16 protein-coding genes are annotated in these 21,003 nt (G+C 63.3%); 5 read left to right on the plus strand and 11 right to left on the minus strand.

The genetic code is table 11. From position 1 onward, the window contains the following. Positions 1 to 2: 2 nt before the first annotated feature. The 3 genes from G7026_RS19335 to G7026_RS19345 all read left to right on the plus strand — a co-directional run bounded on the left by G7026_RS19335 (position 3) and on the right by G7026_RS19345 (position 3,282). Positions 3 to 236, plus strand: a complete 234-nt coding sequence (locus tag G7026_RS19335) for a PP0621 family protein (RefSeq protein WP_181072601.1) — start codon at positions 3 to 5, stop codon at positions 234 to 236. Further along, positions 226 to 1,818, plus strand: a complete 1,593-nt coding sequence (locus G7026_RS19340) for a sensor histidine kinase (protein WP_308811818.1) — start codon at positions 226 to 228, stop codon at positions 1,816 to 1,818. Before G7026_RS19335 ends, G7026_RS19340 begins: the two co-directional genes overlap by 11 nt. 123 nt (positions 1,819 to 1,941) lie before the next feature. Next, on the plus strand, positions 1,942 to 3,282 hold the full coding sequence (locus tag G7026_RS19345; protein ID WP_181072605.1) for a sigma-54-dependent transcriptional regulator: 1,341 nt from the start codon (positions 1,942 to 1,944) through the stop codon (positions 3,280 to 3,282). 66 nt (positions 3,283 to 3,348) lie between these two features. Here G7026_RS19345 and G7026_RS19350 read toward each other — a convergent pair whose 3' ends face one another. Next, the gene (locus G7026_RS19350; RefSeq protein WP_181072607.1) at positions 3,349 to 4,407 is read right to left on the minus strand and encodes a DUF2333 family protein; all 1,059 of its coding nucleotides are present in this window, start codon (positions 4,405 to 4,407) and stop codon (positions 3,349 to 3,351) included. A gap of 277 nt (positions 4,408 to 4,684) precedes the next feature. On the opposite strand from G7026_RS19350, the gene G7026_RS19355 reads away from it, so the two are divergent. Both G7026_RS19355 and G7026_RS19360 read left to right on the plus strand, forming a co-directional pair. Continuing rightward, the gene (locus G7026_RS19355; protein ID WP_181072609.1) at positions 4,685 to 6,280 is read left to right on the plus strand and encodes a response regulator; all 1,596 of its coding nucleotides are present in this window, start codon (positions 4,685 to 4,687) and stop codon (positions 6,278 to 6,280) included. A gap of 110 nt (positions 6,281 to 6,390) precedes the next feature. Then, the gene (locus G7026_RS19360) at positions 6,391 to 8,361 is read left to right on the plus strand and encodes a methyl-accepting chemotaxis protein (RefSeq protein ID WP_181072611.1); all 1,971 of its coding nucleotides are present in this window, start codon (positions 6,391 to 6,393) and stop codon (positions 8,359 to 8,361) included. Between the two features lie 49 nt (positions 8,362 to 8,410). On the opposite strand, the gene G7026_RS19365 is transcribed toward G7026_RS19360, so the two are convergent. The 10 genes from G7026_RS19365 to rnr form a co-directional block, all read right to left on the minus strand. After that, entirely contained in the window at positions 8,411 to 10,705 is a 2,295-nt protein-coding gene (locus G7026_RS19365; RefSeq protein ID WP_181072612.1) for a YgiQ family radical SAM protein, read from the minus strand. Between the two features lie 111 nt (positions 10,706 to 10,816). Then, positions 10,817 to 11,890, minus strand: a complete 1,074-nt coding sequence (gene alr / locus G7026_RS19370) for an alanine racemase (RefSeq protein ID WP_181072614.1) — start codon at positions 11,888 to 11,890, stop codon at positions 10,817 to 10,819. A gap of 92 nt (positions 11,891 to 11,982) precedes the next feature. Then, positions 11,983 to 13,377 (minus strand): replicative DNA helicase, encoded by a 1,395-nt coding sequence (gene dnaB / locus G7026_RS19375; protein ID WP_181072616.1) that lies wholly within the window; start codon positions 13,375 to 13,377, stop codon positions 11,983 to 11,985. Between the two features lie 108 nt (positions 13,378 to 13,485). Then, positions 13,486 to 13,932 carry a 50S ribosomal protein L9 gene (gene rplI, locus G7026_RS19380; protein WP_181072618.1) on the minus strand — a complete coding sequence of 149 codons (447 nt, stop codon included), beginning with the start codon at positions 13,930 to 13,932 and terminating at the stop codon, positions 13,486 to 13,488. 21 nt (positions 13,933 to 13,953) lie between these two features. Continuing rightward, positions 13,954 to 14,847, minus strand: coding sequence for a hypothetical protein (locus G7026_RS19385; RefSeq protein ID WP_181072620.1), 894 nt, complete (start codon positions 14,845 to 14,847; stop codon positions 13,954 to 13,956). A 37-nt stretch (positions 14,848 to 14,884) separates the two neighbouring features. Next, on the minus strand, positions 14,885 to 15,115 hold the full coding sequence (gene rpsR, locus G7026_RS19390; protein WP_003283112.1) for a 30S ribosomal protein S18: 231 nt from the start codon (positions 15,113 to 15,115) through the stop codon (positions 14,885 to 14,887). A gap of 27 nt (positions 15,116 to 15,142) precedes the next feature. Continuing rightward, positions 15,143 to 15,562 carry a 30S ribosomal protein S6 gene (gene rpsF, locus G7026_RS19395; protein WP_181072622.1) on the minus strand — a complete coding sequence of 140 codons (420 nt, stop codon included), beginning with the start codon at positions 15,560 to 15,562 and terminating at the stop codon, positions 15,143 to 15,145. A 177-nt stretch (positions 15,563 to 15,739) separates the two neighbouring features. After that, positions 15,740 to 17,413, minus strand: a complete 1,674-nt coding sequence (locus G7026_RS19400) for an ATP-binding protein (protein ID WP_181072623.1) — start codon at positions 17,411 to 17,413, stop codon at positions 15,740 to 15,742. Positions 17,414 to 17,611: 198 nt separating this feature from the next. Next, entirely contained in the window at positions 17,612 to 18,355 is a 744-nt protein-coding gene (gene rlmB, locus G7026_RS19405; RefSeq protein WP_181072624.1) for a 23S rRNA (guanosine(2251)-2'-O)-methyltransferase RlmB, read from the minus strand. Next, positions 18,352 to 20,919 carry a ribonuclease R gene (gene rnr / locus G7026_RS19410; protein ID WP_181072626.1) on the minus strand — a complete coding sequence of 856 codons (2,568 nt, stop codon included), beginning with the start codon at positions 20,917 to 20,919 and terminating at the stop codon, positions 18,352 to 18,354. Before rnr ends, rlmB begins: the two co-directional genes overlap by 4 nt. Positions 20,920 to 21,003: the final 84 nt, after the last annotated feature.

Genomic DNA, 21,003 nt, shown 5'->3' on the forward strand with positions numbered 1-21,003 from the left:
CCATGGGCCTGTTTCGTCTGTTGATACTGATCACACTGATCGCGGCGGCCGTCTGGCTGTGGCGACGGATGACGCAAAAGAAGCCGACCCGCAATGCCGAGCCCGGCGCCGCGCCGATGGTCCGCTGCGCCCATTGCGGAGTGCATGTACCGCGCCAGCAGGCGCTACTGGCGCATGGCCAATGGTTCTGCAGCCGTGCCCACCTCGAGCAGGGCGAGAAAGACGGTGGCCGATAAGCCGCTGTCCCTCGGCGGCAGCCAGGGACGTCGCATCCTTCGCCTCTACCATCTCTATCGCCTCACCATTGGCCTGGCGCTGGTGGCGCTGGTCACCAGCGACCTGCACAGCGATCTGCTGGAGATGGCCAACCCGACGCTATTTCGCCAAGGAGCCTGGCTCTACCTGGCGCTGAACATGCTCGCCGCGGTCCTTATCCAGAACCCCCGCCGCGGCGGTCATGTCTTCGCGCTCGCGCTGCTCGATGTCAGCCTGCTCTCGGCGTTGTTCTATTTCGCCGGCGGCACACCGAGCGGCATCGGCAATTTGCTGATCATCGCCGTGGCGATCGCCAACATCCTCCTGCGCGGACGGATCGGCCTGCTGATCGCCGCGGTCGCCGCCATCGGCCTAATCTACCTGACCTTCTACCTCAGCCTGAGCGTGCCGGCCGCCAATGGCCAGTTCGTTCAGGCCGCGGCCCTGGGCACCCTGTGCTTCGCCGCGGCGCTGCTCGTTCAGGAATTGAGCAAGCGTTTGCAACTGAGCGAAACCCTGGCCCAGCAGCGGGCCGAGGACGTGGCCAACCTCGAGGCGCTCAATGCACTGATCCTGCAGCGCATGCGCACCGGCATCGTGGTGGTGGATCGCCACAACCGTGTACTGCTGGCCAACCAGGGAGCGCTCAGCATGCTCGGCCAGGAAGCGCTGGCGGGCCAGCTCCTCGACCCACTCTGTCCGGAACTGGTCAAGCGCCTGCAACAATGGCACCACAACCCCACCCGGCGCCCGGCAAGCCTGCAGAGCAACGACAGCGGCCCGACGCTGCAGCCGAGCTTCGCCTCCCTGCAGCACGGCGAGCAGCACGACACTCTGATCTTTCTGGAAGACATCTCGCAGATCGCGCAGCAGGCTCAGCAACTCAAGCTCGCCTCGCTCGGGCGCCTCACCGCCGGCATCGCCCACGAGATTCGCAACCCGCTGGGTGCAATCAGTCATGCCGCGCAGCTGCTGCAGGAGTCCGAAGAACTCGAGGGCCCGGATCGCCGACTGGCGCAGATCATCCAGGACCACTCCCGCCGGATGAACCTGGTCATCGAGAACGTCCTGCAACTCTCGCGCAGGCGCCAGTCGGAGCCCCAGCTGCTGGACCTCAAATACTGGCTGCACCGCTTCGCCGGCGAGTTTCGCGTCGGTTTGTCGGCCAGCCAATCGCTGCACGTCGAGACCAGCGGCAGCTCGCTGCAGACGCGCATGGACCCCAACCAGCTGATCCAGGTGCTGACCAACCTGGTACAGAACGGCCTGCGCTTCAGCGGCAAGAATCACCCGCAGGCGCAGGTCTGGCTGCGCCTGTATCGTGACGCCGACAGCGATCTACCGGTGGTAGAGATTCTGGATGACGGGCCCGGCGTCTCAGACGAACAACGTCAGCATATTTTCGAGCCGTTCTTCACCACCGAAGCCAAGGGAACCGGCCTGGGCCTGTATATCTCCCGCGAGCTGTGCGAGAGCAACCAGGCGCGCCTGGACTATCGCCCGCGCGAGGAAGGGGGCAGCTGTTTCCGCATCTTCTTCGCCCACCCGCGCAAGCTCAGCTGAACGACCGCCACACGGCATGGCAACAGATCACACAACGGCCACGCCCCTGCGTACAGCCTGCCGTCTAAGGGGTAACATAAACGCCAATACTCCAGACCACCCGCCAGGACTGCAGACCGATACATGACTGCCCGCCAGAAAGCGCTGATCATCGATGACGAGCCGGATATCCGGGAACTGCTGGAAATCACTCTCGGCCGCATGAAGCTCGACACCCGCAGCGCACGCAACGTCAAGGAAGCGCGCGAGTGCCTCGCTCGCGAACCTTACGACCTGTGCCTCACCGACATGCGACTCCCTGATGGCACCGGGCTGGAGATCGTGCAGTACATCCAGCAGCAGCATCCGCAGATGCCCGTCGCGATGATCACCGCCTATGGCAGCCTGGACACCGCAATCAGCGCGCTGAAGGCCGGCGCGTTCGATTTTCTGACCAAGCCAGTCGATCTCACCCGCTTGCGCGAGCTGGTCAACACCGCTCTGCGGCTTCGCGAAGCCAGCGAAGAGGAGACGCCAGTCGACAACCGTCTGCTCGGCGACTCGCCTCCAATGAAAGCGCTGCGCAAGCAGATCGGCAAACTGGCGCGCAGCCAGGCGCCGGTCTACATCAGTGGCGAGTCAGGCAGCGGCAAGGAGCTGGTCGCCCGGCTGATCCATGAGCAAGGGCCGCGACGCGACGGCGCGTTCGTCCCGGTCAACTGCGGCGCCATCCCCTCTGAGCTGATGGAAAGCGAGTTCTTCGGCCACAAGAAAGGCAGCTTCACCGGCGCCACCGAAGAAAAGCTCGGCCTATTCCAGACGGCCAACGGCGGCACCCTCTTCCTCGACGAGGTGGCCGACCTGCCGCTGCCAATGCAGGTCAAGCTGCTGCGCGCGATCCAGGAAAAAGCCGTGCGGGCCGTCGGGGGCCAGCATGAACTACTGGTCGATGTACGCATCCTTTGCGCAACCCATAAGGATCTGGCCACCGAAGTGAGTGCCGGACGCTTCCGCCAGGATCTCTACTACCGCCTCAATGTGATCGAGTTACGCGTACCGCCGCTGCGCGAGCGCCGCGAAGACATCACCCAACTGGCAACGGTGATGCTTCAGCGCCTGGCCAAGGACTACGGCGAGAGCGCCGCCAGACTGCATCCCGATGCACTGGAAAAGCTGAAGAACTATCGTTTTCCTGGCAACGTCCGCGAGCTGGAAAACATGCTCGAGCGTGCCTACACGCTCTGCGAAGACGATCAGATCAAGCCGAGCGACCTGCGTCTGGCCGATGCGACTGGCGCCACCGAAAAGGGCGACGCGAGCCTGGCACAGATCGACAACCTGGAAGACCACCTGGAAGAGATCGAGCGCAAGCTGATCATGCAGGCGCTCGAGGAAACGCGCTGGAATCGCACGGCCGCTGCCCAGCGCCTGGGCCTGAGCTTTCGCTCGATGCGCTATCGGCTGAAGAAGCTCGGCCTGGACTGAAACCCGCCGGCATGAAAAAGGGGACGTGTCCGCATGGACCGTCCCCTTTTTTTTGGACCGACCGGCTCAGCCCTGGGCGAGCAGATTGCGCAGGTCGATGATCGCGGCGTTGGCCCGGGAAATGTAGTTGGCCATTACCAGCGAATGGTTGGCCAGCAGCCCATAGCCACTGCCGTTGAGCACCATCGGACTCCACAGCGGTTCCTGAGCGGCCTCGAGCTCGCGGATGATCTGTCGCACGCTGATCGTTGCGTTCTTCTTGGCCAACACATCGGCGAAATCCACCTCGATCGCGCGCAACAGGTGCGACAGCGCCCAGGCCTGGCCGCGCGCCTCATAGAACACGTTGTCGATCTGCAACCAGGGCGTCACCACGACCTCTTCCTTGACCTGCGGCGCGACGCCAGCCTGGGCCTGCTCCGGGTCGGCGTTGCCGTTCAGGCGCACACGCCCGACACTCGCCGACAACCGCTGGGACAGAGAACCCAGCCGCGTATTGACGTCACCGAGCCAGTTGTTGAGGTTGTCGGCGCGGGTATAGAACAGCGCCTGCGGCTCAGGCGCACTCAGCCGTCCGAGGTAGCGATCCAGCGCCCGGATCCCTTCGCGATACTCGGACTCCGATGCCGGCAGGGCCCAACTGCGGTTGTTGAAGTGAAACAGCGGCTCGCCCTTGGACAGGTCCGGATCCTCGGTCGACTGAGACTGTGAACGGGCGAAGTCCTTGCGCAACGCCCGGGTCAGATCGCGTACCTGCACCAGTACGCCATATTCCCAGCTGGGCATGTTGTCGAGCCAGACGCCGGGCGGCGCGATGTCGTTGGTCAGGTAGCCGCCAGGCTTGTCCAGCAGTGTGCTGGCAACATGACGCAGGGTCGCCACCGTGGTGTAACCGTTCACCAGAGGTCGCTGCGTTGCCTCGGCCATTTCGCGGGCGTTCTGCTGGACGGAGAAAGAGCCCGGCTCGCGACTCCAGTACCAACCGAGGATCAGTACCACAAGCAGGTAGAGCCCCAGCAGCAACGCCAGGCCGCGCAGTAGCGGATTGTCGACCCATCGGCCGGTGCGCGTAGCGCTACCGGGAGTGCGGCCGAAGCGACCGCCGCGATTCTTCCAGTCCAGCATGTCAATGTGTCCTTTCTCTCGAATTCATCGTTCGACCGCAGGGCCGTGACAGGGTTGCGAAGCAGGTCCCGCACTATAACGCAGGCCAGGGCATGCTCCGCGTCACAACGTCCGACGGCACGGTAAAAACTGCGACTGGCACCGCAGGCAACGGTGGTAGCATTACGCCATGCTCCACCCTCGACAGCACTGAACAGCATACCTGCCACGCCCCGCTCCCAAGCCGGCCTCCGGCCTGTTCATCCCTGGTCGACCACGGCGCTCTCAGGAAGCCAGCATGTCGGATCAAGAAATACTCAAACAGCTTTTTGCCCAGCGGGTCATACACCAGGCCCGCGAAGTGCTCGAGGTCTGGCAACGCCTGCAGCGCAGCGAATGGAACGCCGACTACCTCGCCGCGCTGGGCGACGCCAACCTGCGGCTGCGCCGCTTCGCCGACCGTTTCAAGCAGGCCGAGCATAGCGAACTCGCCACCGCCATCGGCGAGTGCCTGAGCGATGTACAAGACAACCGTGGACGGCTGTCCAGCGCGACCATCTCCTCGCTGAGCCATCTGATGCACCGCCTGGCACGAACCGGCCTGCGCCAGAACGACCCGCTGGAAAACACCTACCTGCCCCCGCTGCGCAAGCCGGTCTACCTTGCCCTCGAAGATCATGAGCGCGCCACGCGCCTGGTGCGCCAACTGGAGTTCTTCGGCATGTCGGCCCAGGCGTTCGACGACGTCACGGCCTTTCGCGCCGCGATGCGCGAGCGCCACCCGGCCGCCATCGTCATGGAGGTCGACTTCAGCGGTGCCGGCGAAGGCCTGCGTCTGGCCGAGCAGATCCAGCAAGGCGTCGAGCAGCGCATTCCGCTGCTGTTCTTCAGTGAAGACGAGACCGATACCCCCACACGCCTGGCCGCAGTACGCGCCGGCGGACTGGATTTCTTCACCGGCACCCTGGATGCCTCCAGCCTGCTGGAAAAGGTCGAGGTGGTGACCAGCTCGGCACACTACGAACCCTTCCGCGTGCTGATCATCGATGACTCGCGCGCCCAGGCCACCCACACCGAGCGCGTGCTCAACAACGCGGGGATCGTCACCCGCACGTTGATCGACCCGATCAATGCCCTGAACGCGCTGGCAGAGTTCCAGCCGGACCTGATCATCCTCGACATGTACATGCCCGATTGCATCGGCACCGAGCTGGCCAAGGTGATTCGTCAGCACGAGCGCTACGTCAGCGTACCGATCATCTACCTGTCCGCCGAGGACGACCTCGACAAGCAGCTCGACGCCATGAGCGAGGGCGGTGACGACTTCCTTACCAAGCCGATCAAACCCAGCCATCTGATCGCCACGGTCCGCACCCGTGCAGAACGCGCCCGCAACCTCAAGGCACATATAGTGCGCGACAGCCTCACCGGCCTGTTCAACCACACCCATACCTTGCAACTGCTCGAAGATGCCCGCCTGCGGGCGCGACGGGACAACCAGCCGCTGAGCTTCGCCATGCTCGACATCGATCATTTCAAGAAGGTCAACGACGAGTACGGCCATCCCATGGGCGACCGGGTCATCAAGAGCCTTGCGCTGTTCCTCAAGCAGCGCCTGCGCAAGACCGATCAGATCGGTCGCTACGGCGGCGAGGAGTTTGCCGTGGTACTGCCCGATACCGATGCCGCCTCGGCCGCCAAGGTGCTCGACGAGATCCGCCGGCGCTTTGCCGAGATTCGTTATCCCGCGCAGCCACAGGACCTGCTCTGCACCTTCAGCTGCGGCATCGTCGAACTGAGCGCCGATGCTGACGTGAAAACCCTCACCCAACGAGCCGACGAAGCGCTCTACCGCGCCAAGCGTGGCGGCCGCAACTGCGTCGAGTGCTTCTGAACCACTAGCCTGCCCCTGGCAGCGGCGCCCCGATGAGAGGAGCACCGCCGTCACTAGACTGACATCAAAACGCCATATCGTCAGCGCTCCCGTCTTACTGCGAGGCGAGCATGCGCCTGAAGTCGCTCACTACTCTAAATACCCTCCTCCTCATTGGCGTCTGCGCGGCGCTCGCTGCCACCCTATGGTGGTCGGAACGGGCACTGGAGAAGCCCTACCTGCTGATGGCTCGCTACCTGAGCATCTCGCAACAGTTTCAGCACGACGTTGAGCAGAACATCCAGGGCTACCTTGCCAGCGGCGATGCCATTCGGCACAGCGAAGCCTTACAAGCACTGCAGGCGCTTGAAGGCGAACTGCGCCAGGCGCTGCCCTCATCGCTGCTTGAGCAGGTTCGACCGAGCCTGCAGGACCTGCTCCGGTTCAGCGAAGCCGATTTGCTTGCGGCCGGGAAGCTCGCCGGTGATCCGCAGGGCCTGCTACTGCAGGCCGAACGGGAAATGATCGCGGCGCTCGGCACCCTTCATGGGTATACCGAGAACGCCCAAGCCTCGGTCGCGGCGGACTACCAAAGCGCACTGTTCGCCAGCGCTCAGCACCTGCTGCGCCTCGCCCATGCTCGTGGACGACTGATGGACAGCGGCCGCGAGGAACTAGCCGGCGACATCGATCAGATTCTGCAACTGTTGAACGCCGACGCTCGACGCCTCGACAGCCTCCCCGCCCTGGGCGTCAGCGAAGTCCAAAGCTCCACGACCGACGATTTCGCCGCGCTGCTGGGCCTTGAGCGTGACGCCGAGGCGGACAAGCCATCCGTAGACCCATCGGCATCGGTGAAGCGCGACTTCGCGAGCCTGGTAGGCCGCTATCCAGCCGAGCTGAAACGAACTCTCGAATCGACCCGACAGCGCATAACGCTGGCCGAGACCAGCCTGCGCAAGCTGGCCGACCTGCAGAGTGCCCTGGCTGGCCTGGAGCCCGCCGTCCGCCAGGAGCATGGAAGAATCCAGGGTGAAGTTCGCCTGGTTCAGGGCATCATCATCGGAGTCATCCTGCTGATCGCCTACGCCATCGACAGCCTGCAGCGCCAACTCACCCGCACGCTGGGAAGCCTCGCCCCGGCACTCGGCGCATGGGCAGCCGGCGACTTCAGCCAGCCGGCCACCGTCCGCTCGCGCACCCGGGAATTACTCGACATCGAAGCATCGCTCAACCACCTGCGCGCCTATCTGCTGCAATTGGTCGGCACACTGCGTCAGCATGCCGGCGAGGTGACGGACAGCAGCGGTCGCCTGGCACAGGTGAGTAATGAGCTGCATCAGGGCGCCCAGCGCCAGGCCGGAGGCACCGCCCAGATCCGCGACTCACTGAGCGAGCTCGAAGCCACTATCCAACAGGTCGCCGACGGGGCCAACCAAGCCGCACGCGCGGGCCGGGATGCAAGCCGAGCCGTGGTTCAAGGTCAGAAGGTCATCGGTGAGAGCTTCGGGGAACTTCGCGACCTGGTCGAAGAGGTTCAGCGTAACGAGCAGGCTATCGAGCACCTGGCGAACGAAACGTCCAGCATCGGCAACATCCTGGGCGTCATCCGTGCCATCGCCGAACAGACCAATCTGTTGGCGCTGAACGCGGCGATAGAGGCCGCTCGCGCAGGCAGCAATGGACGCGGTTTTGCCGTGGTGGCCGAAGAGGTGAGGTCTCTGGCCCAGCGCTCGAGCGCTGCCACCGAGGAGATACAGAAGCGCATTGTCAGCCTTCAGCAAGCCGCACAGCATTCGGTAGCAGGCATGCGCGCACAGGCCACGCAGGCCGAATCCACGGCGAAGGGCGCCAAGTCAGCCGATGGAGCCCTGGAAGCAATCGTCGCTGCCATCGCCACGATCGGCTCGATGGCCGACCAAATTGCCCAGGCGACCGCTCAACAGAGCGAGACCGTCAGCGAAATCCGCAGCAACGGCGAGCGAATCCACCAGCTTGGTGACGCCAATCTCGAGTACATCCGCCGAGCCCGCGACCAGAGCGAGACGCTGCTGAAGCTGGGCAGCGACCTGAGCGCCGCGACCCAGACGTTCCGGATCTGATGTTCGAGCAGGACCGATAAACCGACAAGCGCGGCCTGACCAGGCCCGATCAGCGCGGCGCCACGGGACGCTTGCCCGGCTTGCCCTTGCCGGCTGGCTTGCCGCCCGCCGCGCCACGGCGCCGCGCTTCGGCAGCCGCCTTGGCCTGTTCGCGCTTCTCCCATGGATTCCCATCGTGACTGCGCGGCGGCAGCCCGGTGTGCTGGGTCAGCAATGGCTTAGCGGCCTGCTTGCCGACTTTCTTGCTACCGGCCGGCGTGGAGTTCTTGCGCCGCGCACTCTGATACTCGTCCGTTGCCGGCTGGAAGGTCGGGATCAGTTGATGCTTGCCATTGCCGATCAGGTCGGCACGCCCCATGCGTTGCAACGCCTCGCGCAGCATCGGCCAACCCTTGGGGTCGTGGTAGCGCAGAAAAGCCTTGTGCAGGCGGCGCTGCTGCTCGCTCTTGACGATCTCAACGCTATCGCTCTTGTAGCTGACCTTGCGCAGCGGGTTCTTGCCCGAGTGGTACATGGCTGTCGCCGTGGCCATTGGCGAGGGGTAGAACGCCTGCACCTGATCGGCGCGGAAACCGTTGCGCTTGAGCCACAGCGCGAGATTCATCATGTCCTCGTCGGTGGTGCCCGGGTGCGCGGCGATGAAGTACGGGATCAGGTACTGCTCCTTGCCCGCCTCCTTCGAATACTTCTCGAACATCTGCTTGAAGCGGTCATAGCTGCCAATGCCCGGCTTCATCATCTTGTCCAGCGGGCCGCGCTCGGTGTGCTCCGGCGCGATCTTCAGGTAGCCGCCGACATGGTGAGTCACCAGTTCCTTGACGTACTCAGGCGACTCGACGGCCAGGTCGTAGCGCAGGCCCGAGGCGATCAGGATCTTCTTCACACCCGGCAGCGCGCGCGCCTTGCGATACAGCTCGATCAAGGACGAGTGGTCGGTGTTGAGGTTCTCGCAAATACCAGGGAACACGCAGGACGGCTTGCGACAGTGGCGCTCGATTTCCGGATCCTTGCAGGCGATGCGGTACATGTTGGCGGTCGGCCCGCCGAGGTCGGACACCACGCCGGTGAAGCCCGGCACCTTGTCGCGCATCTCCTCGATCTCGCGGATGATCGAGTCGTGGGAGCGGTTCTGGATGATCCGGCCTTCGTGTTCGGTGATCGAGCAGAAGGTGCAGCCACCAAAGCAGCCACGCATGATGTTCACCGAGAAACGGATCATGTCGTAGGCCGGGATCTTCTCCTTGCCATACGCGGGATGCGGAACCCGTGCGTAAGGCATGCCGAACACGTAGTCCATCTCTTCGGTGGTCATCGGGATGGGCGGCGGATTGAACCAGACGTCCACCTCGCCGTGCTTCTGCACCAGCGCACGGGCGTTACCCGGGTTGGTCTCCAGGTGCAGCACGCGGTTGGCGTGGGCATAGAGCACGGGGTCGTTGCGCACCTTCTCGAAGGACGGCAGGCGGATCACCGTCTTGTCCCGCTCCAGGCGAGGATGCGAGAGCAGTTGCACGACCTTGGCCTCATTGGGGTCCTCGGCTTCGTGCGCGCCCTTTTCCTGCTCGATGGCACAGGCAGCGGTGTCCTGGGTGTTGACGTAGGGGTTGATGATCTTGTCGACCCGACCCGGACGGTCGATGCGCGTGGAGTCGACTTCGAACCAGCCCTGCGGCGCATCGCGACGGATGAACGCGGTGCCGCGAATATCGGTGATGTTCTCGATGTTCTCGCCGAACGCCAGGCGCTGGGCGATCTCGACCACGGCACGCTCGGCATTGCCATAGAGCAGGATATCCGCCGTCGCATCCATCAGGATCGAGCGACGCACCTTGTCCTGCCAGTAATCGTAATGGGCGATGCGCCGCAGCGACGCCTCGATTCCGCCGAGCACCACAGGCACATTGCTGTACGCCTCCTTGCAACGCTGGCTATAGACCAGGCTGGCGCGGTCCGGACGCTTGCCGGCCAGGCCGCCAGGGGTGTAGGCATCGTCGGAGCGGATTTTCTTGTCCGCGGTGTAGCGGTTGATCATCGAGTCCATGTTGCCCGCAGCGACGCCGAAGAACAGGTTCGGCTGGCCGAGCTTCATGAAGTCGTCTTTGGAGCGCCAATCGGGCTGGGCGATGATGCCCACGCGAAATCCCTGGGCTTCGAGCAGGCGGCCGATGATCGCCATGCCGAACGACGGATGATCAACGTAGGCATCGCCGGTCACGATGATGATGTCGCAACTGTCCCAGCCGAGCGTGTCCATTTCCTCACGGCTCATGGGCAGGAAAGGCGCCGGACCGAAACATTCGGCCCAGTACTTGGGATAGTCGAAAAGCGGCTTGGCTGCTTGCATCACGGGGACCGGCGACAGGTTTTTCAGGGGCGCGGAATATAGCACAAAAAATGAACAAACCCGACCACCCCGCTCGGCCTTTACGACGAGCCGCGTCTGGCTGCCGGTCTGCTAGACATAGCGCCGTGGCACGCGCCGGGTGACTTTGGTCAGCAGCTCATAGCCGATGGTGCCGCAAACCTGGGCCAGCTCATCGACCGGCACCTGCGCGCCCCACAGCTCGACCGCATCGCCCAGCTGCGCGTCGGGCAGGTCGGTGAGGTCCACCGCCAGCATGTCCATCGAAACCCGGCCAGCCAGCGGGACGCGCCGCCCACGGATTGCCACCGAGGTGCCCGAAGGCGCGGTGCGCGGATAACCATCGGCGTAACCGCAACTGACCGTGCCGATTCGCGAAGGCCGCTGCGCCATCCAGCCCGCGCCGTAGCCGACGCTCTCGCCTGCGGGCACGTCCCGAATGGCGATCAGGCCGGCAGTGAGCGTCATCACAGGCTTGAGCCCCAGCGCTTCGGCCGACAGCTCGGAGAATGGCGTCGCGCCGTAAAGCATGATGCCGGGACGCAGCCAGTCCATATGCGCCGCCGCCAGGGTCAACACCGCGGCGGAATTGGCCATCGAGCGATGATCGAATGCCAGCTCCGAGAGACTACAAAACTGCTCCAACTGCAGATCGTTGAGCGGATGCCCTCGCTCATCGGCACAGGCGAAGTGGCTCATCAAATTCAGCTCGCCCACCTGGGTGGCCTGGCGCAACTTGGGATGCCACTCGCGCACCGCTTCCCCGGTGAAACCCAATCGGTGCATGCCCGAATCGAGCTTCATCCAGACATTCAGCGGTCGCGGCAACGACGCAGCGATCAATTGCTGCGCATGCACAGGGCTCTGTACCGCCACATCCAGCCGCAACTCGGCGGCAGCTTCGTATTCCGAGGCCTCGAAGCAGCCTTCGAGCAGAAGAATTCGGGCCTGCTCGTCAACCGCACGAATCTCGACGGCCTCTTCGAGGCTGCATACGGCAAAGCCGTCGGCCACGCCACTCAAGGCAGCAACGACCTGGCGTGCGCCGTGGCCATAGGCATCGGCCTTCACCACCGCGAAGGCCTTGCGCCCAGGCGCGCACTGGCGGGCCAGGCTGTAATTGTGGCGAAGGGCGGCCAGATCGACCGTGGCGATGAGAGGACGCATAGCAAGATCCCAGTGAGGAAGGTGACGCTAGCTTCAAGCTTCAGGCGCCAGGCTTCAAGCTCAACCGCTTGCAGAAGCGTCAGGCAGCACTCTTACTCATCGTCAAACTGGTAGCTGCCCGGTGCCAGGTTCTCGAAGCGCGAGTACTTGCCGAGGAAGGCCAGCCGCGTGGTGCCGATAGGCCCGTTACGCTGTTTGCCGATGATGATTTCGGCAACGCCCTTGTACTCAGTCTCCGGGTGATACACCTCGTCCCGGTAGACGAACATGATGATGTCGGCGTCCTGCTCGATGGCCCCCGATTCACGGAGGTCGGAGTTCACCGGACGTTTATTGGGCCGCTGTTCCAGCGAGCGGTTGAGCTGCGACAGCGCCACCACGGGGCAATTGAATTCCTTGGCCAGCGCCTTGAGCGAGCGCGAGATCTCGGAAATCTCGTTGACTCGGCTGTCACCGCTGGAACCGGGAATCTGCATCAGCTGCAGGTAGTCGACCATGATCATGGCGATCTCACCGTGCTCGCGCGCCAGGCGGCGGGTACGCGCCCGCATCTCCGAAGGGCTGATGCCGGCCGTATCATCGATGAACAGCTTGCGATCGTTGAGCAGGTTGACCGCCGAGGTCAGCCGCGGCCAGTCGTCGTCGTCCAGACGACCAGCACGGACCTTGGTCTGGTCGATGCGACCGAGCGAGGCCAGCATACGAATGACGATGGATTCGGCCGGCATTTCCAGCGAGTAGACCAGCACCGCCTTGTCGGTGCGCAACACGGCGTTCTCGACCAGGTTCATGGCAAAGGTAGTCTTACCCATCGACGGGCGTCCCGCGACGATAACCAGGTCCGCGGGCTGCAGGCCACTGGTCTGGCCGTCAAGATCGTTGAATCCGGTCGAGAGCCCGGTAATCGCATCGCCGTTGTTGAACAGGCTGTCGATCCGGTCGATGGCCTTGACCAGGATATCGTTGATCCCTATCGGACCGCCGGTCTTCGGCCGCGCTTCAGCGATCTGGAAGATCAGCCGCTCGGCCTCATCGAGTATTTCCTCGCCCGTACGGCCCTGGGGTGCATAGGCGCTGTCGGCGATTTCGTTGCTGATGCCGATCAGCTGGCGCAGGGTGGCCCGCTCGCGAATGATCTGGGCGTACGCCTTGATGTTGGCGACCGACGGCGTGTTCTTCGCCAACTCGCCGAGGTAGGCCAAGCCGCCGACTTGGGACAGTTGCCCCTCCTTGTCCAACTGCTCGGACAGGGTCACCACGTCAAACGGCGAATTGCGCTCGGCAAGCTTGAAGATGGCGCGGAAGATCAGCCGATGGTCGTGACGGTAGAAGTCGCCATCGGATACCTGGTCGAGGACGCGCTCCCAGGCGTTGTTGTCCAGCATCAGCCCGCCGAGCACGGCCTGCTCGGCCTCGATGGAATGGGGCGGCACCTTCAGCGCCGCGGTTTCCAGATCGTACTGCTGGGGAATGCTGATGTCGTTCATGGGACTCGAGAAAATAGGGGCTCAGAAAGACAAAGGGCACGTCCCGCTGACGCGGAAACGTGCCCGATGTTACTCGTCAGGCACCGTCGGTGCCAGACGACGGCTTTGTCAGCCAGCGACCACGATCAGCTTGACGGTGGCTTCAACGTCGGTGTGCAGGTGCACAGCCACGTCGTATTCACCGGTCTGACGGATGGTGCCGTTCGGCAGACGGACTTCGCTCTTGGCCACTTCGACGCCAGAGGCGGTCAGTGCGTCGGCGATGTCGTGGGTGCCGATGGAACCGAACAGCTTGCCCTCATCGCCCGCGGTCGCGGTGATGGTGACTTCCAGTTCGGCCAGCTGAGCCGCGCGGGATTCGGCCGAAGCCTTCTTATCGGCTGCAGCCTTTTCCAGCTCGGCACGACGCTCTTCGAAAGCGGCCACGTTGGCAGCAGTCGCAGCGGTCGCCTTGCCTTGCGGCAGCAGGTAGTTACGACCGTAACCGGATTTGACGTTTACCTTGTCGCCCAGGTTGCCCAGGTTGGCGATCTTTTCCAGCAGGATGACTTCCATTTGAGTCTTACCTCTTAACTTTTAACCTTCACCGTTCGCAGGCCCCGCACCGTTGTTTCGGGAGGCGCGGCCGCGAAAATCAAACAAGCTGTCGACAACGGCCACTACGGCCAGTAACGGATAAATCATGTGCATGAACAGCACCAGGGTGACGTACAGCCCGACCAACCAGAACCGCGCCAATCTGCCCTGCGCAACCAGCCCGTGGATCAGGGCCAGGCCGGCAAAGGCCAGTGGCACGCTGCACAACGGCGTTAATACCGCCATCTGCACACCGAGGTTCGGGCCGATCAACATGCCCATCAGCAGCAGGAATGCCAGCAGCGGCCGAAAGCGCAGCGTCTGGAACTCGCGGCCGAAGCCGCCAGGGTTGTACAACACCCCCTGCCAGTAACGGCCGAGCATCAGGCTCAGCAGCGTCACCATCTGCATCAGCGCCGCCAGCAGACCAGTCAGAACCGGTGCCAACAACCCTTCGAGCCGCTCACGCTCGGCTACCGAAAGCTGCTCATAGGCACCCGACAAGGCGCCTGGAAGGACTTTCTGCAGCTCGCCCGCGACGGCCGCAATCGGCTCGCCGAACACTTCACCCAAGGCCCAGGCATACAACAACCCAAGCCCCACACTGCACAACATCACGCGGCTCCACGAGCCACTGCTTCGCAGCAGCAGCGCCAGGCCCAGCGCCCCCAATAGCACCAACAGCGTGCGGGGATCGCCGAAATACCACCAGACCAATGCCGGCAGCAGCGCCCAACCGATGACGCCAATCGCGTCGTTCAGGCCTCGCCGCAGCAGCACCAGACAGCCTGCCGCGGCACTTAGCCAGAACAACAGCGGCAGCGCCGCGGAACCGACCACCACCAGGGTGGCCTGCATGCGCCCGCGCATGATGAACTCAGCCAGCGCGCGCATGCGATTTATCCTTTACGTCTTTGTCGAGCAACCTGGTTCAACGACCGTGGCTGTCGGTGTAAGGCAGCAGGGCCAGGTAGCGCGCACGCTTGATGGCCGTGGCCAGCTGACGCTGGTAACGGGCCTTGGTTCCGGTGATACGGCTGGGGACAATCTTGCCGGTCTCGGAGATGTACGCCTTCAGGGTGTTGAGATCCTTGTAATCGATCTCTTTTACGCCTTCAGCGGTGAAACGGCAGAACTTACGACGACGGAAAAAACGTGCCATGAATAGGCTCCTCAATAGACCCGTGGATTACTCGTCAGCGTTGTTATCGCTGCTGTCGCTGTCGCGCTCGTTGGAGCCATCAGCGTTATCAGGGCGATCACGACGCTCGCGGCGCTCGCTACGGTTTTCCTCGGCCTTGAGCATTTCGGACTGCTCGGTGACGGCTTCATCGCGACGGATGACGAGGTTACGGATGACGGCGTCGTTGTAGCGGAAGTTGTCTTCCAGCTCGGCCAGGGCCTTGCCGCTGCACTCGACGTTCAGCATGACGTAATGGGCTTTGTGCACGTTGTCGATGGCATAAGCCAGCTGACGGCGGCCCCAGTCTTCCAGGCGATGGATCTTGCCACCGTCTTCTTCGATCAGCTTGGTGTAACGCTCCACCATACCGCCGACCTGCTCGCTCTGGTCCGGATGAACCAGGAAGATGATTTCGTAATGACGCATAGATGCTCCTTACGGGTTGCAGCCTGCCGGCAAAGCGGTCAGGCAAGGAGTGAATGAGTAGTTATTCCTGCCGGCAAGACGGGCGCGCGAGCGCCTGCCGTACGGGCAAGGGGCGCCATTCTAGAGAAGGCCCCGCGCGCGTGCAAGGCGAATGATGGTTTTTTGACCAGCCGCCGATCAGTGCTGCGCCATGCCCTGCCGAGCTGACTGAATCCCGGCCAGCATATCCCGCACCCGGTGGATATCGTAGGGCTTGAGCATGGTGTGCAGCGGCTTGAGCCCCTCTTGCCGAGGATCGACCGCATAGCCCGATGCGATAACCACACTCAACTGCGGGTAGCGCTCCTGCACTTTTCGCACCAGCTCGATTCCGCTCATGCCAGCAAGCCCGACGTCGGTGAACAGAACATCGAAGCGCTCGTTCTCCAGACGCGCCAGCGCATCCTCGGCCGACTCGCTGAGACTCACCTCATGACCCAACTCCATCATCACCTCGCCGGTGAGCATGCGCAGGGTCGGGTCGTCCTCGACGAACAGCACCTTGAGGCCTGCCGACTCGTCGGCCACAGCCGCTTCTTCAGCGGGGATCGCCGCCGCCGAGGACTTGGCAGACGTCGATTCAGCTTCGACTTCGTTACGCGGCAGCAGGACCACTACCGTGGTGCCCTTGTCCACTTCGCTTTGCAACGTCACGTGGCCGCCGCTCTGCTTGACGAAACCGTACACCATGCTCAACCCGAGACCGGAAGCATTGCTGGCCTGCTTGGTGGTGAAGAAAGGCTCGAAGGCACGCGCCTGCACATCGGACGCCATTCCGGGACCATAGTCGGTCACCTGCAGCCGAACGTAGTCGCCGGGCGCCACCTCGGGATATTCCACCGAGCCCGCCTCGACCCTCTGGTTATGCACGCCAATCAGCAATTTCCCACCAGCGCCCATGGCGTCGCGGGCATTGACAGCCAGGTTGAGAATCACCGTCTCGAGGTTGGACACATCGGCGAAGACCGGCCAGGCGCGCGGATCGATGTCAACCTCGACGTCGGTCGCCTGGCCGAGCGAGCCGTGCAACAGCTCGAGCATGCGCGGCACCAGCTCACCGAGATGGATGGATTGGGGCTGCAGCGGCTGACGACTGGCGAAGGCGAGCAGCTGGCTGGCCAGTCGAGCGCCTTTTTCCACGCCACTGACCGCCGAATCGAGCCGGCGCAGTGCCGTGGCGTCGCCGGACAGGTTGCGCCGCAACAACTGCAGGTTGCCGCCGATGATCTGAAGCATGTTATTGAAATCGTGGGCGATACCGCCGGTCAACTTGCCGACGGCCTCGAGCTTCTGCGCCTGGAACAGCGCGGCCTCGGCTGCTCGCCGCTCCGCCTCGCTTCGCTCGAGCTCTTGAGTGCGCTCGCGGACCAGATCTTCCAGATGCTGACGATGGCTGGCCAACTCTACCTCGCTGCGTTGCTCGCGGGTCACATGCTGCAGGACCGCCGTGACCTCACCCTGCTCACCCATGATCGGCGTATGCGTCACACTCCAGCAGCGGTCGTCGTCAACCGCGCCCTGCCCACTATCACGGCCGATGGCATAACGAATCACTGGCAGTGAGTCGGCCACTTTGCGCTCGAGCGCGCGCGTGAAGGAATCCAGCAGTTCCTGCACGTGACTGGACTCGGGCTGCTCGGGATTGGCTGCGAACGCCTCATGCAGGCGCCGCCCGCGAATCTCGTCCAATGCTCGGCCGGTGAGGCGCAGGTAGGCCGCATTGGCGTCGAGGATGACCAGCTCGGGATCGAGCAGCACATAGGCATTTGGTGACAGCCGGAACAGGCTCTCGAACGACGGGCTTTGCAGCATTACCACCTCCAACACGCGGGCCTGGCGACGCACGGCGGCGTTCTTGACAGCCAGATCCCAGCAACTGGCTCAGGGCCTCGGACTTGATTAAAAAAGGAGCCGGGCTTTGCGGCTCGGGCTAGCCATTGACCGCGAAACCCGCTATCGGTTGCCGGCCGATCGCCAAAGTGCGAACCAACCGACAGGGCGCGCCGCCGATCAGCGTGCCCGACGCTGGCGCAACGCTTCGAACAGGCAGACCCCGGTGGCGACCGAGACATTGAGGCTGCTGACGCTACCTGCCATGGGTAGCCGTACCAGGTAATCGCAATGCTCGCGGGTCAACCGTCGCATGCCCTTGCCCTCGGCGCCCATGATCAGCACCGTTGGCCCAGTCAGATCCTGAGCATAGAGCTCCTGCTCCGCCTCGCCCGCGGTGCCGACGGTCCATAAGCCACGCTGGCGCAGTTTCTCGAGCGTGCGCGCAAGGTTGGTCACGGCCACCAGCGGAATCACCTCCGCCGCACCGCATGCCACCTTGCGCACCGTCGCATTAAGCGTGGCCGATTTGTCCTTGGGTACGATCACCGCGAGCACGCCAGCGGCATCCGCGGTGCGCAGACAGGCGCCAAGGTTGTGCGGGTCGGTGACGCCGTCGAGCACCAGCAGCAGCGGCGGCGTCTCGGTACGGTCGAGCAACTCCTCAAGCATCGCCTCGCCCCACACCTGGCTGGGGCTGACATCGGCGACCACACCCTGATGCACACCATCAACCCAGGCATCCATCTCGCGGCGCTCGCATTGTCCGACCGATACCCGCGCCTGCCCGGCGAGATCGAGCAGTACCTGAACGCGAGGATCACCGCGGCCTTCGGCGAGCCAGACCTGCTTGACCCGCTTGGGATGATGTCGCAACAGCGCTTCTACGGCATGCAGGCCGTAGATTTTTTCGAGATCACTCATGATTTGGCCTTGCGCTTACGAGGAGCCGAGCCCGCATCCTTGCTTGCGCTCGGTTTGGCAGCAGCCGGCTTGCTCGAGGTACTGCTGCGCTTTTCACCCTTCGGCGCACCGGCCTTGGCCTTTTTCGGCGCCTTGGCTTCGGCCAGTAGCGCCTTCTTCAACTCGCGACTCTTACGCACCTCGGCGTTGCCGCGCGTCTCGTCCGGCATGAAGGACTCGTCCGCGCCGCGCTTGGCGCTCTCGTCCTTACGCTTGCCGCGTGGAGCCTTGCCCGCAGTGGCCCCGTTCGATGCGCGGTCGCCACGGCCGACAGTACCGCCGCTGCTGAGCTCGAAATCGATCTTGCGCTCGTCGAGCGCAACGCGCATGACTTTGACCTGGACGGTGTCACCGAGACGGAAACTGCGCCCGGTCTTTTCGCCGGCGAGGCGATGATGCAGCGGATCGAAGTGGTAATAGTCGCCGGGCAGAGCGGTGACGTGGACCAAGCCTTCGACATAGATGTCGGTCAGCTCGACGAAGATACCGAAGCCGGTCACTGCCGTGATCACGCCTGGGAAAACCTCGCCGACGCGATCCTTCATGAACTCGCACTTGAGCCAGTTGACCACATCGCGCGTCGCCTCGTCGGCACGCCGCTCGGTCATCGAGCACTGCTCGCCGAGCTGTTCGAGCGCCGCCTCGTCGTACGGATAGATCTTGGCCTTGGGCATCACCGCTGCGCCCTCGCGCCGCACGTGCGGCGTCTCACGCTTGGAGCGGATGACGCTGCGAATGGCACGGTGAATCAACAGGTCCGGATAGCGCCGGATAGGCGAGGTGAAATGCGCATAGGCTTCGTAGTTGAGACCGAAGTGACCGTTGTTCTCGGCGCTGTACACCGCCTGGCTCAGGGAGCGCAGCATCACGGTCTGGATCAGGTGATAGTCCGGGCGCTCGCGAATGGCCTCGAGCAGTGCCTGGTAATCCTTGGGTGTTGGACCTTCCTTGCCGCGGTGCAGCGTCAGACCGAGTTCGGCGAGAAAGGCTCTCAGCTTTTCCAGACGCTCCGGCGGCGGGCCGTCGTGCACGCGGTAGAGCGCCGGTATTTCGTGCTTACGCATGAACTCGGCGGTCGCCACGTTGGCGCAGAGCATGCACTCTTCGATCAACTTGTGCGCATCGTTGCGTTGGGTCGGGCGAATCTCGGCGATCTTGCGCCCGGACCCGAAGATGATCCGGGTTTCCTGGGTTTCAAAATCGATGGCGCCGCGCGTATGACGGGCCTTGAGCAGAATCTTGTAGAGATCGTAGAGCTGCTTGAGATTCGGTAATACGCCCTCGTACTCGTTGCGCAGCTCCTTTCCCTCGGCGGAGCGCGCCTGCTCGAGCATGCAGCTGACCTTGTTGTAGGTCAGCCGGGCGTGGGAATGGATGACCGCCTCATAGAACTGGTAGTCGGTCATCTTGCCGGACTTGCTCAAGGTGATCTCGCAAACCATCGCCAGGCGATCGACATGCGGATTGAGCGAGCACAGGCCGTTGGAGAGCTCTTCCGGCAACATCGGCACGACGCGCTCGGGGAAATACACCGAGTTACCGCGATTCTTCGCCTCTTCATCAAGCGCCGAACCGACCCTGACGTAATGGGACACATCGGCGATCGCGACATACAGCCGATAGCCGCCGGAAAACAGCTTCCAGCCGCTGAGCTTCTCGCAGTAGACGGCGTCGTCGAAATCGCGCGCATCCTCGCCATCGATGGTAACGAACGGCAGGTGGCGAAGGTCGACGCGCTTCTGCTTGTCCTTCTCTTCCACCTCGGGCTTGAGCTTGGCCGCTTCGCGAACCACCGCCTCTGGCCAAACATGAGGAATATCGAAGCTGCGCAGGGCGACGTCGATCTCCATGCCCGGCGCCATGTAGTTGCCGATTACCTCGACCACATCGCCCTGCGGCTGGAAGCGCGGCGTGGGCCAATGGGTAATCTTGATTTCGACGAACTGCCCGGGCCGGGCATTCATGGTCCGCCCCGGCGTGACCAGCACTTCCTGCTGGATCTTCGGGTTGTCGGCCTGCACGAAGCCGATGCCGCTTTCTTCCTGATAGCGCCCGACGATGGTCTCGTGCGCCCGACTGATGACCTCGACGATGGCGCCTTCGCGGCGGCCACGGCGATCAAGCCCGGAAACCCTGGCCAGGCCGCGGTCACCGTCGAACACCAGGCGCATCTGTGCAGGACTGAGGAACAGGTCATCGCTGCCGTCATCCGGCACCAGGAAGCCGAAACCGTCCCGGTGCCCGCTGATACGGCCACAAATCAGGTCCAGCTTGTCCACCGGGGCATAGGTACCGCGGCGGGTATAGATGAGCTGGCCATCGCGCTCCATGGCGCGCAGGCGACGACGAAGGGCTTCGATGTCTTCTTCGGAAACGAGGCCGAACTCGTCCACTAGCTGCTCGCGACTGGCAGGCGAGCCACGCTCACTCAAGTGCTGGAGAATCAGCTCACGGCTGGGGATGGGATTTTCGTATTTTTCCGCCTCGCGGGCGGCCTCGGGATCGAGAGATTGCCAGTCGGCCATTAAGTGAAGTCACCTTTTATTCGTGTGCGGAGGCTGTTGCCTCTTGTCTGTTTCTATTGAAGCGCGAAACGCTCGTCGGAGGCA

The sequence above is a fragment of the Stutzerimonas azotifigens genome (genome assembly GCF_013522725.1).
Taxonomy (GTDB): Bacteria; Pseudomonadota; Gammaproteobacteria; order Pseudomonadales; family Pseudomonadaceae; genus Stutzerimonas; species Stutzerimonas azotifigens_A.